Genomic DNA, 13,236 nt, shown 5'->3' on the forward strand with positions numbered 1-13,236 from the left:
GTCGTTCGTCGAGGTGGGTCCGTGCTACCCCGCGCGGGCGCCTTCAGACCTCATGACCCGCCGCTGCCACCGGTGCGCGCCTCGATCGCGCGGAGGACCGCGACCATGTCCTCGCCGCCGTGCCCGAAGACCTCGGCGGGGCCCGCCGCCACCCCGGCGCCGGCCGCGCGCAGGGGCTCGGCACGGGCAGGCGTGCGGTCGAAGACAGCCGCGACGGCGAGGGGGCGCCGACGCGTCGTAGGGCGTGACGGCCGAGCGGGTCAGGCCGTCACCGTCTCGGGCCGTGCCGCCTCCTCGCGGGTCCGCTCGCCGAGTTCCTCCGTGGGAACCTCGTGGGTCTCGCGGGCGGAGCAGGCGGCGACCACCGGCGGGACGCACAGCGCCGCCGTGAACAGCGCCACCGCGAACCAGTCGTCCCCGTCCGGACCGGCGATCTGCGCCGCGAAGGTCACCGCGAACCCGGCGACCGCGAAGCCGATCTGCGTACCGATCGCCACGCCGGACAGCCGGACCCGGGTGGAGAACATCTCGCCGTAGAAGGCGGGCCACACGCCGTTCGCGGCACTGTAGACGACGCCGAAGGCGACGATGCCGGTCAGGAACGTCAGAGCGTACGAGCCGGTCGAGATCGCCCACAGGTACAGGAACATCGTGACCGCGCTGCCCACCGCGCCGATCAGGTACACCGGACGCCGGCCGATGCGGTCGGACAGCATCGCCCACAGCGGGATCGCGGCGAGCGCGACGACGTTGGCGAGGGCACCCACCCACAGCATGGCGGTACGGGACATGCCGACCGAGTCGCTGGTGGCGTACGCCAGCGCCCAGACCGTGAAGATCGTGCTGACCGAGGCGATGAGCGCACCCGCGACCACCCGCAGCACGTCCGCCCAGTGGTCGCGCGCCAGCACGGCCAGCGGCATCTTCACCAAGCCCTCCGTGGCGGTCTGCTGCGTGAAGGCCGGCGTCTCGTCCAGCTTGCGGCGGATGACGTAGCCGACGATCGCGACCACGACGCTCAGCCAGAACGGCACGCGCCAGCCCCAGGCCAGCAGCTGGTCCTCGGGGAGCGCGGCGATGGGGAGGAAGACCAGGGTGGCGAGCAGCTGCCCGCCCTGGGTGCCGCTGAGGGTGAAGCTGGTGAAGAAGCCGCGTTGGTGCGGTGGCGCGTGTTCCAGGGTCATGGAGTTGGCGCTGGCCTGCTCGCCCGCCGCCGAGATGCCCTGGAGGACCCGGCACAGCACCAGCAGGACCGGGGCGAGCGTGCCGACCTGGTCGCGCGTGGGCAGACAGCCGATGAGGAACGTCGACACGCCCATCAGGATCAGCGTGAACACCATGATCTTCTTGCGGCCCATGCGGTCGCCGATGTGACCGAGGAAGAACGCGCCGACCGGGCGGGCGGCGTACGCGACGCCGAACGTGGCCAGCGACAGCAGGGTCGCGGTGGCCGGGTCGGACTCGTCGAAGAAGACCTCGGGGAAGATCAGCGCGGCGGCGCTGCCGTAGATGAAGAAGTCGTAGTACTCGAGCGCGCTGCCGATCCAGGCGGCGGTCGCGGCCTTCTTCGGCTGGCCGGGCGGGGCGGCGCCCTGGGACGCGGGGGCGGGGACGGACACGGCGTTGCTCCTTCGGGGGGCTCCACGGCAGGCGGAGTGAGCGGAGGGGAGAAGTGCCGATCGGCTAATTAACCCACTGGGTAGTTAGTCGCGGTTGGGAAGGGATGCTGCGCGCACGTTTCCCGTGTGTCAAGAGGTCTCGTCGCTCCGCCGCCGCCGCGGTCAGTCCGCCGCGCGCTCCGCCGTGAGGTAGGCGATCACCATGTCGCCGAGCATGGCCCGGTAGTGCTCGCGCTGGTCGGGGGCCACCAGATCGCGGCCGAACAGGGCGCCGAAGGTGTGCCGGTTGGCGACCCGGAAGAAGCAGAAGGAGCTGATCATCGCGTGCAGGTCGACGGCGTCGACGTCGGCCGTGAACAGGCCGGACCGCTGCCCGTCCGCCAGGATCCGGCGGATCACGTCGAGCGCCGGGGAACCGATGCTGGCCAGCATCTCCGAGGACGCGATGTGCTCGGCGTCGTGGATGTTCTCGATGCTCACCAGGCGGATGAAGTCGGGGTGCCGCTCGTGGTGGTCGAACGTCACCTCCGCGAGGCGCCGGACGGCCGCCACCGGGTCCAGGTGCTCGACGTCGAGCTGCTGCTCGGCGTCCCGGATCACGCCGTACGCCCGCTCCAGCACGGCCGTGAACAGCTGTTCCTTGCCGCCGAAGTAGTAGTAGATCATCCGCTTCGTGGTGCGGGTGCGGGCGGCGATCTCGTCGACGCGGGCGCCGTCGTAGCCGGCCCGGGCGAACTCCCGCGTCGCCACGTCGAGGATCTCGGCCCGGGTGCGGGCGGCGTCGCGGGTGCGGGTGCCGGATCGTGCCGGTTCGTCGACGCTGGTCATCGGGTTCCTTCGGCTGCGGGGCGGCTGCGGGGCGGCTGCGGGGCGGGGCTGCGGGCTGGTGCGTGCCGGTGATTCTAGAAGCCCCCGCCTTCCCGCACGCCCCGACCTCCTGCTATGACTAACGTACTGGTTCGTACATTGGTCGCTCGGGCAGCAGCCCGAGCCGCTCAGGAGGTCCCCGGTGGCCAAGGACTCGTATCTCGTCGGGCTGATCGGCTCCGGCATCGGCCCCTCGCTCAGCCCGGCACTGCACGAGCGGGAGGCCGCCCGGCAGGGTCTGCGCTACCTGTACCGGCTGATCGACATCGACACCCTCCGCGTCCGGCCCGAGGCGGTGGGAGACCTGCTGCGCGCGGCCCGCGACCTGGGTTTCGACGGGCTGAACATCACCCACCCGTGCAAGCAGCTGGTCATCGAGCACCTGGACGCGCTCGCCCCGCGGGCCGAGGCGCTCGGCGCGGTCAACACCGTCGTCTTCGACGACCGCGGCCGGGCCACCGGCCACAACACCGACGTCACCGGCTTCGCGGCCTCCTTCGCCCGAGGACTGCCCGACGCTCGGCTGGAGCGGATCGTGCAGCTCGGCGCCGGCGGCGCGGGAGCGGCCGTCGCCCACGCCACGCTCACCCTGGGCGCCGGACGGATCACCGTCGTCGACGCGCTGCCCGAACGGGCCGCCGCCCTGGCCGCCCAGCTCGACCGGCACTTCGGCGACGGCCGCGCCGCCCACGCCGCCCCGGCCCGGCTGCCCGGGCTGCTGACCACGGCCGACGGCGTCGTGCACGCCACCCCCACCGGCATGGCCGCCCACCCCGGCCTGCCCCTGCCCGCCGAACTGCTCCACCCCGGGCTGTGGATCGCCGAGGTCGTCTACCGCCCCCTGGAGACCGAGCTGCTGCGCACCGCCCGCACCCTCGGCTGCGCCACCCTCGACGGCGGCGGCATGGCCGTCTTCCAGGCCGTGGACGCGTTCCGGCTGTTCACCGGGCGGGAACCCGACGCCGAGCGGATGCTCGCCGACATCACCGACCTGGCGGGCGCCCTCGCGGCCCCGCAGTAGGAAAGAGGTAGCCACGTGCGGACGTCCATCGCCACCGTCTCCCTGAGCGGATCCCTCACCGAGAAGCTCACGGCCGCCTCCCGGGCCGGCTTCGACGGCGTGGAGATCTTCGAGAACGACCTGCTGGCCAGCCCTCTGACCCCCGAGGAGATCCGCGCCCGCTGCGCCGACCTGGGCCTCACCATCGACCTCTACCAGCCCGTGCGGGACGTCGAGGCACTGCCCGAGGACGAGTTCGCCCGAGCCCTGCGCCGCGCCCGGCACAAGTTCGAGCTGACGCGCAGGCTCGGTGCCGACACCGTCCTGGTCTGCTCCAGCGTCTCTCCGCACGCCGTGGACGACGACGCGCTGGCCGCCGAGCAGCTGAGCCGACTCGCCGGCCTGGCCCGGGAGCACGGCGTCCGCGTCGCCTACGAGGCGCTCGCCTGGGGCCGGCACATCAGCACCTACGACCACGCCTGGCACGTCGTCGAGAGCGCCGGCCACCCCGCGCTCGGCACCTGCCTGGACAGCTTCCACATCCTTTCCCGGGGCAGCGACCCCAAAGGCATCGAGGACATCCCCGGCGAGAAGATCTTCTTCCTCCAGCTCGCCGACGCCCCGCTGCTCGCCATGGACGTCCTCCAGTGGAGCCGCCACTACCGCTGCTTCCCCGGCCAGGGCGGCTTCGACGTCGCCGGGCTGGTGCGGCACGTACTGCGCGCCGGTTACGACGGTCCCCTGTCCCTGGAGGTCTTCAACGACGTCTTCCGGCAGTCCGAGGCGGGCCCCACGGCCGTGGACGCCCAGCGCTCCCTGCGCACGCTCCAGGAGACGGCCGGCCTCGCCGCGCCGCCCGCGCCCGCCCCGCCCACCGGGGTCGCCTTCGCCGAACTGGTCACGCCCGACGCCGCACCCGTCTCGGCCGTCCTCGGCGCGCTGGGCTTCGCCCGCACCGCACGGCACCGCGGCAAGCCCGTCGACCTGTGGCAGCGGGGCGACGCCCGCGTCCTGGTCAACACCGGACCGGCCGAACGCCGCGACGGCACCCGGCTCGCCGCCGTCGGCCTGGAGTCGCCCGACCCCGCCGGAGCGGCCCGCCGCGCCGAGGCCCTGCTGGCACCGGTGCTGCCGCGCCGCCGCGCGCCCGGCGACGCCCCGCTGGAGGCGGTCGCCGCGCCCGACGGCACGGAGCTGTTCTTCTGCTCCACCGAGCGCCCCGGACCGCCCGACTGGCGGGCGGACTTCGAAGACACGGGGGCCGCTGCCGAGGCCGGACGGGGCTGGCGCGTCGACCACCTCTCCCTCACCCAGCCCTGGCACCAGTTCGACGAGGCGGCGCTCTTCCACCGCGGCGTCCTCGGACTGCGCCCGCAGGAGAGCGTGGACGTCGCCGACCCCTACGGCCTGCTGCGCAGTCGCGCCGTCACCACCGAGGACGGCGGGGTCCGCATCGTCCTGACCGTCGGCGCGGCTCCCGCCGACGACACCGCACACGCCCAGCACATCGCCCTGGCCACCGACGACGTGGTCGCCGCCGCCCGCCGCTACCGTGCCGCCGGCGGCCCGCTGCTGCCGATCCCGGCCAACTACCACGACGACCTCGCCGCCCGCTTCGAGTTCGCCGACGGCGAGCTTGAGACGTACCGGGAGCTGGGCATCCTCTACGACCGCGACGCGCACGGCACCTTCCGGCACTGCTACACGCACACCGTCGGCCGGGTCTTCTTCGAGCTCGTCCAGCGGGACGGCGGATACCGCGGCTACGGCGCGGCGAACGCCCCGGTCCGGCTGGCCGCGCAGCACGCGGTGCGGGGGTTCACTGGCGGCTGACGGTGCGGGTCAGACCGGTGATCACCGTGGTGGCCAGGATCCAGCCCGTGACGATCAGGACGTAGGAGAGCGTCTGGTACCCGCCCTCGGGCGCGAAGGCGTTCTCCTGACCGAAGGAGATCACCGGCAGCAGCAGGTCCAGGGTGTAGAAGACCGGGTCGAAGTCGGGGGACTCGGCCGGCTTGAGCGGCGGCGGGTGGTGCCGGCCGTAGACGACCGATCCGATCGCGAGCAGCGACAGCAGCCAGCCCCCGGCCCGCAGCGGACGGAAGCCGTAGCCGACCGTGACGTCCTGGAGGTGTCCCCACAGCCGGGCGTACCAGGGCAGCGTGCGGCGGTGCCGCCGCTGTTTGGCCAGCTGGACCAGCCGGGCCGCGTCGTCGTCGCCGATGCGGCGGTAGGAGGCGGTCAGCTGCTCGTAGATGTACGGCAGGTAGCTGTCGCCGCGCTCCAGCATCGGCAGCCGCCTCGCGGCGGGCTCGTGCGGGATGAGCGACGTGTAGGCGAGGTCGTTCAGCTGGACCCAGTGCGGTACCACCTCCGGTTCGACGAACAGCACCTCCACCTGGGAGCGGCGCAGATTGAGGGCGCCCTCCACCCGCGGGCACTGGCGCAGCCACAGTTCGCCGATCACACAGCTGCTCGCGCGCAGCGCGGTCCCCGCGGGATTGACCAGGCGCGCCTGCGACAGGTCGAGCCGGCCGGGTATACGGGCGCCGCGGAATTCCAGCCGGCCCCGCACCTCGGCGTGCCGCATCAGCACGTCGGCCTCGGCCGCGAGCGTCTCGGCCTGCAGGGCGGTGCCGTCCGGCCGGTCGAGTACCGCGTCGGTGAGGTTGACCGTCCCGGCCACCCGGGCGCCGTCGAGCCGCACCGTGCCCCGCGTCCGGAGCCCCGGAGCCCACAGGTCGGCCCCCAGGACCGCCTGGTTCAGCTGGAGCACCGGTCCCTCGGTGTCCGGCGCGCGGATCCGCGTGCTCTCCAGATACAGGCTGCCGGTGATCTCCGCACCGCCCAGCCGCACCATCCCGTCGAACCGGGCGCGGGTCAGCCGCAGCACGCCGTCCACCCGGACGGCGTGCGCGATCAGGCCGGGCAGCACGGACTCGCTCAGGTTCAGCTCGCGCAGCCGGGCCGCGTAGAGCCTGGGCACGTCCTCGAAGTGGCAGTGCCGCAGCCGCACGGGGTGGTCCACCGTCGCGTACTGGAGTTCCAGCCGCCCGGTGACGCGCGCACCCGCCAGACTCAGCGCCGCCACCTCGCCGTCCTCCCGGGGGCCGTCCAGGAGCAGCGCACGCAGCACACCGGCGCGCACGGTGCGTTCCGGGCCCCAGGTGCCGCCGTCGGCGGGGTCCTCGTCGTCGGCGGCGCGGAAGTCCACCGCGGTGCCGGTGGCGAACGCCCGCCAGACGCGCGCCTCGGCCGGTGTCAGGTCGTTGATCTCCATCAGGGACGGACTCTGACCCGGACCGGCCGGTCACGTCAACGCGCTTTCCGTGCCGCCTACTTCTTGGCGGCCTCGACCGCGTGCCCGCCGAACTGGTTGCGCAGCGCGGCGACCATCTTCATCTGCGGCGAGTCGTCCTGCCGGGACGCGAACCGGGCGAAGAGGGAGGCCGTGATCGCGGGCAGCGGCACCGCGTTGTCGATGGCCGCCTCCACGGTCCAGCGCCCCTCACCGGAGTCCTCCGCGTACCCGCGCAGTTCGTCCAGGTGGTGGTCCTCGTCGAGGGCCTTGACGGCCAGGTCGAGGAGCCAGGAGCGGATGACGGTGCCCTCCTGCCAGGAGCGGAAGACCTCGCGGACGTTGTCCACGGAGTCGACCTTCTCCAGCAGCTCCCAGCCCTCGGCGTACGCCTGCATCATGGCGTACTCGATGCCGTTGTGGACCATCTTGGAGAAGTGCCCGGCGCCGACCCTGCCCGCGTGGACGTAGCCGTAGGGGCCCTCCGGCTTGAGCGCGTCGAAGACGGGCTTCAGGTCCTCGACGGTCTCCTTCTCGCCGCCCACCATCAGGGCGTAGCCGTTCTTCAGGCCCCACACGCCGCCCGAGACGCCCGCGTCGACGAAGTTGATGCCGCGCCTGCCGAGCTCCTCGGCGTGCTTCTCGTCGTCCGTCCAGCGGGAGTTGCCGCCGTCGATCACGGTGTCACCGGGCTTGAGCAGCGTCGCCAGCTGGTCGATGACGTGCTGGGTGGCGGCGCCGGCCGGGACCATCACCCAGACCGCGCGCGGCCGGTCCAGCCGGTCGACCAGCTCGACCAGACTGTCGACGTCGGCCCGCTCGGGATTGGTGTCGTATCCGACGACGGTGTGGCCGGCGTTGCGCAGACGCTCGCGCATGTTGCCGCCCATCTTGCCGAGACCAACAAGACCGATCTGCATGTCAGTGCACTTCCTTCAGTTCGCGGTAGGCGGCCACCAGCGCGGCCGTGGACGGATCGAGGCCGGGCACGTCCGAGCCCTCGGTCAGGGCGGGCTCGACGCGCTTGGCCAGCACCTTGCCGAGCTCGACGCCCCACTGGTCGAAGGAGTCGATGTCCCAGACCGCGCCCTGGACGAACACCTTGTGCTCGTAGAGCGCGATGAGCTGGCCGAGGACGGAGGGGGTCAGTTCGGTGGCCAGGATGGTGGTGGTCGGGTGGTTGCCCGGGAAGGTGCGGTGCGGCACCTGCTCCTCGGCCACGCCCTCCGCCCTGACCTCCCCCGCGCTCTTGCCGAAGGCGAGCGCCTGTCCCTGGGCGAACAGGTTGGCCATCAGCAGGTCGTGCTGGGCCTTCAGCTCGTCGCTCAGCTCGGCGACGGGCCGGGCGAAGCCGATCAGGTCGGCCGGGACGAGCTTCGTGCCCTGGTGGATGAGCTGGTAGTACGCGTGCTGTCCGTTGGTGCCGGGCGTGCCCCAGACCACCGGGCCGGTCTGCCACTCCACGGGGCGTCCCGCACGGTCGACGGACTTGCCGTTGGACTCCATGTCGAGCTGCTGGAGGTAGGCGGTGAACTTCGACAGGTAGTGGCTGTACGGCAGTACCGCGTGCGACTGGGCGCCGAGGAAGTTGCCGTACCAGACACCCAGCAGACCCAGGATCAGCGGAGCGTTGGCCGGGGCCTCGGCGTTGCGGAAGTGCTCGTCGACGATGCGGAATCCGTCGAGCATCTCCCGGAAGCGGTCCGGGCCGATGGCGATCATCAGGGAGAGCCCGATCGCCGAGTCGTACGAGTAGCGGCCGCCGACCCAGTCCCAGAACTCGAACATGTTGGCCGTGTCGATGCCGAAGCCGGCGACCTTCTCGGCGTTCGTCGACAGCGCGACGAAGTGCTGGGCGACGGCCTTCTCGTCGCCCTTTCCGGCACCGTCCAGCCCGGCCAGCAGCCAGGAGCGCGCCGAGGTCGCGTTCGTGATCGTCTCGATGGTGGTGAAGGTCTTGGACGCCACGATGAACAGCGTCTCCGCCGGGTCCAGGTCCCGGACCGCCTCGTGCAGGTCGGCGCCGTCCACGTTCGACACGAAACGGAAGGTGAGCGAGCGGTCGGTGAAGGCGCGCAGCGCCTCGTACGCCATCGCCGGGCCGAGATCCGAGCCGCCGATGCCGATGTTGACGACGTTCCTGATGCGCTTGCCGGTGTATCCGGTCCACTCACCGCAACGCACCCGGTCCGCGAAGGCGGCCATCTTGTCCAGCACGGCGTGCACCTTGGGCACGACGTTCTCGCCGCCGGCCTCGATCACCGCGTCCCGCGGGGCGCGCAGCGCGGTGTGCAGCACCGCCCGGTCCTCGGTGATGTTGATCCGCTCGCCGCGGAACATGGCGTCGCGCAGGTCGAACACGCCGGTGGCGGAGGCCAGTTCGCGCAGCAGCGCCAGCGTGTCGTCGGTGACCAGGTTCTTGGAGTAGTCGATGCGCAGGTCGCCGACGCGCACGACGTACCGCTCCGCCCGTGAGGGGTCCGCGGCGAACAGCTCGCGCAGGTCCGGCCGCGGCAGCGCGTCCTTGCGGTGGTCCGCCAGCGCGGTCCACTCCGGTCGCCGGTCGAGCTTCGGGGTGTCAGACATGGACAGGGGTCTCCTTGCCGGCCTCGCCGCGCAGGGCGATGGCGTACATCTCGTCGGCGTCGAGGCGCCTGAGCTCCTCGGCGATGAGTTCGGCGGTCGTGCGGACCTTCAGCGCGAGGGAGCGCGGGGGCTGGTCGGGCAGGGTCATCGTGGCGATGGGGCCCTCCGGCCGGTCGATGACGATCTCGCCGTTCGCGGTGCCCAGGCGGACGGCCGTGACGACCGGTCCGTCGGTGAGCACGCGCTCGACCCGGACGTGCAGCCGGGCCTCCAGCCAGCGGGCCAGCAGTTCGGCGGCCGGGTTGTCGGCCTCGGCCTCCACGGCCGCGGAGGTCACCGGTACCCGGGCCTGGTCCAGCGCCGCGGCCAGCATGGAGCGCCACAGCGTCAGCCGGGTCCAGGCGAGGTCGGTGTCGCCGGGCGCGTAGGAGCGCACCCGGCTCTCCAGGACCTCCATCGGCCGCTCGGCCGCGTACAGGTCGGTGATGCGGCGCTGGGCCAGCGCCCCCAGCGGGTCCTTCGCGGGGTTGTCGGGCGCCTCCACCGGCCACCACACGACGACCGGGGCGTCCGGCAGCAGCAGGGGCAGCACCACCGAGTCCGCGTGCTCGGACACCTCCCCGTACATGCGCAGCACGACCGTCTCGCCGGTGCCGGCCTCGGAGCCCACCCGGACCTCGGCGTCGAGGTGCGAGCGGGTGCGGTCGCGCAGGTTGCGGGGGTGGCGCTTGATGACGACCAGGGTGCGCGAGGGGTGCTCGTGCGAGGCCTCCTCGGCGGCCTTGGTGGCGTCGTAGGCGTTCTCCTCGTCCGTGACGACCACGATCGTCAGGACCATGCCGACGGCCGGTGTGCCGATGGCGCGGCGGCCCTGCACGAGCGCCTTGTTGATCTTGCTTGCCGTGGTGTCGGTCAGGTCGATCCTCATGGCCTGCGCCAGCTCCGTCCGTCTCGTGCGAGCATCTCGTCGGCTTCGCGGGGTCCCCAACTGCCCGAGGCGTACCGCGCGGGCCGCTCGTGCGCGCCCCAGTACTCCTCGATCGGGTCGAGGATCCGCCAGGACTCCTCCACCTCCTGGTGACGGGGGAACAGGTTGGCGTCGCCCAGAAGGACATCCAGGATCAGCCGTTCGTAGGCCTCCGGGCTGGACTCCGTGAACGACTCGCCGTAGGCGAAGTCCATGGACACGTCCCGGATCTCCATCGACGTGCCCGGCACCTTGGAGCCGAACCGCACCGTCATGCCCTCGTCGGGCTGCACCCGGATGACGATCGCGTTCTCGCCCAGCTCCTCCGTCGCGGTGGAGTCGAAGGGCGAGTGCGGGGCCCGCTGGAAGACCACCGCGATCTCCGTCACCCGGCGGCCGAGCCGCTTGCCGGTGCGCAGGTAGAAGGGGACGCCCGCCCAGCGGCGGTTGTCGATGCCCAGCTTGATCGCCGCGTACGTGTCGGTCGTGGAGGCCGGGTCGATGCCCTCCTCCTCCAGATAGCCGGGCACCTGCGCGCCGCCCTGCCAGCCGCCCGCGTACTGCCCGCGCACGGTGTGCTCGCCGAGGTCGTCCGGCAGCCGTACCGCCCGCAGCACCTTGAGCTTCTCGGTGAGCAGCGACGCCGCGTCGAAGGAGGCGGGCTCCTCCATGGCCGTCAGGGCCATCAGCTGGAGCAGGTGGTTCTGGATGACGTCACGGGCGGCGCCGATGCCGTCGTAGTAGCCGGCCCGGCCGCCGATGCCGATGTCCTCGGCCATGGTGATCTGCACGTGGTCGACGTAGGACCGGTTCCAGATCGGCTCGTACATCTGGTTGGCGAAGCGCAGGGCCAGGATGTTCTGGACGGTCTCCTTGCCCAGGTAGTGGTCGATGCGGAAGACCTGCTCCGGGTCGAAGACCTCGTGCACCAGCGCGTTGAGGTCCCGGGCGCTGTCCAGGTCGTGCCCGAACGGCTTCTCGATCACCGCGCGGCGCCAGGAGCCGTCGGGGGCGTCGGTCAGTCCGTGCTTCTTGAGCTGCTGGACGACCTTCGGGAAGAACTTCGGCGGCACCGAGAGGTAGAAGGCGTAGTTGCCGCTGGTGCCGCGGGAGGCGTCCAGCTCCTCGACGGCCTTGCGCAGCTGTTCGAAGGCGTTGTCGTCGTCGAAGTCGCCGGGGATGAAGCGCATGCCCTCGGCGAGCTGCTGCCAGACCTCCTCGCGGAACGGTGTGCGCGCGTGTTCCTTCACGGCGTCGTGCACGACCTGGGCGAAGTCCTGGTTCTCCCAGTCCCGGCGGGCGAAGCCGACCAGGGAGAAGCCCGGTGGCAGCAGGCCGCGGTTGGCCAGGTCGTAGACGGCCGGCATCAGCTTGCGGCGGGACAGGTCGCCGGTGACACCGAAGATGACCAGTCCGGACGGGCCCGCGATACGCGGGAGGCGCCGGTCCTGGGGATCGCGCAGGGGGTTGCTCCAGTCGAGGGGCGCCACGGGTGCGACGGCCTCCGCGCCGGCCCCCGCCGCCTTCGTGCCCCTGGCGGCGCGGGCCGCCTGGGACTTCTTGGCGGTCCGGGCGGCCCCGGCCCCCTTGGCGGCCTTCGAGGCCCCGGCTGCCCGGGACTCCTCGGCCTCCTCGGCGTGCGACGGCCCCGCCGCCTCCCGGGCGGTCCTCGTCTCCTTGGCCTCCTTCGTCGCCTTGGTCTCGTGGACCGTCGTAGCGGGAAGGTCCTCGCTCATTCCCCGTCAACTCCCTTGCTGTCGAGGGACTTCGTCACGGCGTCCAGCAGGTCCTGCCAGGCCACCTCGAACTTGGCCACGCCTTCCTGCTCCAGCTGCTGCACCACCTCGTCGTACGAGATGCCGAGCCGTTCCACGGCCGCGAGGTCGGCCCGGGCCTGGGCGTAACCACCGGTGACCGTGTCGCCCCGCACGTCGCCGTGATCGGCGGCGGCGTCCAGGGTGGCCTCCGGCATCGTGTTCACGGTGCCGGGAGCGACCAGCTCCTCCACGTACAGGGTGTCCCGGAATGCCGGGTCCTTCACCCCGGTGGACGCCCACAGGGGGCGCTGGGTGTTCGCGCGGGCCCCGGCCAGGGCGGTGAAGCGCTCCCCCGAGAACGTGTGTTCGTATGCCTCGTAGGCCAGTCGCGCGTTGGCCAGTGCCGCCTTCCCCTTCAGGGCGAGTGCCTCGCCCGTGCCCAGCAGCGTCAGACGCTTGTCGATCTCGCTGTCGACCCGGGAGACGAAGAAGGAGGCGACGGATTGGATGCCCGCCAGGTCCAGCCCGGCCGCCTGCGCCTTCTCCAGGCCGGCGAGGTAGGCGTCCATGACCTCGCGGTAGCGCTCCAGGGAGAAGATCAGCGTGACGTTGACACTGATGCCGGCGCCGATGACCTCGGTGATCGCCGGGAGTCCGGCCTTCGTCGCCGGGATCTTGATCATGACGTTGGGGCGGTCGACCAGCCAGGCCAGCTGACGCGCCTCGGCGATCGTGGCCCGGGTGTCGTGGGCCAGACGCGGGTCGACCTCGATGGAGACCCGGCCGTCCCGGCCGCCGGTGGCGTCGTACACCTCGCGCAGCACGTCGGCGGCGGCGCGGACGTCGGCGGTGGTCATCATGCGGACCGCCTCGTCGACGGTGACGCCCCGGGTCGCGAGGTCGGCGAGCTGCTCCTCGTAGCCCTCGCCGGAGCCGATGGCGGCCTGGAAGATGGACGGGTTGGTGGTCACGCCGACGACGTTCTTCGACCGGATCAGCCCGGCGAGGCCGCCGGACTCGATCCGCCGCCGCGACAGGTCGTCCAGCCAGACGGAGACGCCCGCCTCGGACAGGCGCCGCAGTGCTCCCGCGGTCGCGGTTGCTTCGGTCACAGTGATCATCTTCTCTTTCTGCGGTTCTCG

The 13,236-nt window shown here is 72.0% G+C and carries 10 protein-coding genes; 2 read left to right on the forward strand and 8 right to left on the reverse strand.

Translation table 11 applies throughout. The features are described 5' to 3' along the window. Positions 1-260 precede the first annotated feature (260 nt). Positions 261-1,619, reverse strand: a complete 1,359-nt coding sequence (locus ACZ4V1_RS13830; protein WP_468334191.1) for an MFS transporter — start codon at positions 1,617-1,619, stop codon at positions 261-263. A gap of 162 nt (positions 1,620-1,781) precedes the next feature. Further along, positions 1,782-2,447, reverse strand: coding sequence for a TetR/AcrR family transcriptional regulator (locus ACZ4V1_RS13835; protein WP_468334194.1), 666 nt, complete (start codon positions 2,445-2,447; stop codon positions 1,782-1,784). Positions 2,448-2,628: 181 nt separating this feature from the next. Here ACZ4V1_RS13835 and ACZ4V1_RS13840 point away from each other — a divergent pair, with 181 nt between their 5' ends. Together ACZ4V1_RS13840 and ACZ4V1_RS13845 are read left to right on the forward strand one after the other, a co-directional pair. Further along, the gene (locus ACZ4V1_RS13840; RefSeq protein ID WP_468334197.1) at positions 2,629-3,507 is read left to right on the forward strand and encodes a shikimate dehydrogenase; all 879 of its coding nucleotides are present in this window, start codon (positions 2,629-2,631) and stop codon (positions 3,505-3,507) included. Between the two features lie 15 nt (positions 3,508-3,522). Further along, entirely contained in the window at positions 3,523-5,319 is a 1,797-nt protein-coding gene (locus tag ACZ4V1_RS13845; protein WP_468334200.1) for a bifunctional sugar phosphate isomerase/epimerase/4-hydroxyphenylpyruvate dioxygenase family protein, read from the forward strand. Here the strand turns inward: ACZ4V1_RS13845 and ACZ4V1_RS13850 are convergent. The 6 genes from ACZ4V1_RS13850 to tal are packed head-to-tail and all read right to left on the reverse strand — an operon-like array spanning position 5,306 to position 13,215. Beyond that, positions 5,306-6,766: a membrane-associated oxidoreductase gene (locus ACZ4V1_RS13850; RefSeq protein ID WP_468334203.1), complete on the reverse strand. Its 1,461-nt coding sequence runs from the start codon at positions 6,764-6,766 to the stop codon at positions 5,306-5,308. The genes ACZ4V1_RS13845 and ACZ4V1_RS13850 overlap by 14 nt on opposite strands. Positions 6,767-6,822: 56 nt before the next feature. Continuing rightward, on the reverse strand, positions 6,823-7,704 hold the full coding sequence (gene gnd / locus ACZ4V1_RS13855; RefSeq protein ID WP_468334206.1) for a phosphogluconate dehydrogenase (NAD(+)-dependent, decarboxylating): 882 nt from the start codon (positions 7,702-7,704) through the stop codon (positions 6,823-6,825). Position 7,705: 1 nt separating this feature from the next. Continuing rightward, the gene (gene pgi / locus ACZ4V1_RS13860; protein ID WP_468334209.1) at positions 7,706-9,370 is read right to left on the reverse strand and encodes a glucose-6-phosphate isomerase; all 1,665 of its coding nucleotides are present in this window, start codon (positions 9,368-9,370) and stop codon (positions 7,706-7,708) included. Further along, entirely contained in the window at positions 9,363-10,298 is a 936-nt protein-coding gene (gene opcA, locus ACZ4V1_RS13865) for a glucose-6-phosphate dehydrogenase assembly protein OpcA (RefSeq protein WP_468334212.1), read from the reverse strand. Before opcA ends, pgi begins: the two co-directional genes overlap by 8 nt. Beyond that, positions 10,295-12,073, reverse strand: coding sequence for a glucose-6-phosphate dehydrogenase (zwf, locus tag ACZ4V1_RS13870; RefSeq protein WP_468334215.1), 1,779 nt, complete (start codon positions 12,071-12,073; stop codon positions 10,295-10,297). The genes opcA and zwf overlap by 4 nt, the downstream gene beginning before the upstream one ends. Next, positions 12,070-13,215, reverse strand: coding sequence for a transaldolase (tal, locus tag ACZ4V1_RS13875; protein ID WP_468334218.1), 1,146 nt, complete (start codon positions 13,213-13,215; stop codon positions 12,070-12,072). The genes zwf and tal overlap by 4 nt, the downstream gene beginning before the upstream one ends. Positions 13,216-13,236 lie beyond the last annotated feature (21 nt).

This window comes from Streptomyces sp. NPDC028991, from assembly GCF_055564775.1.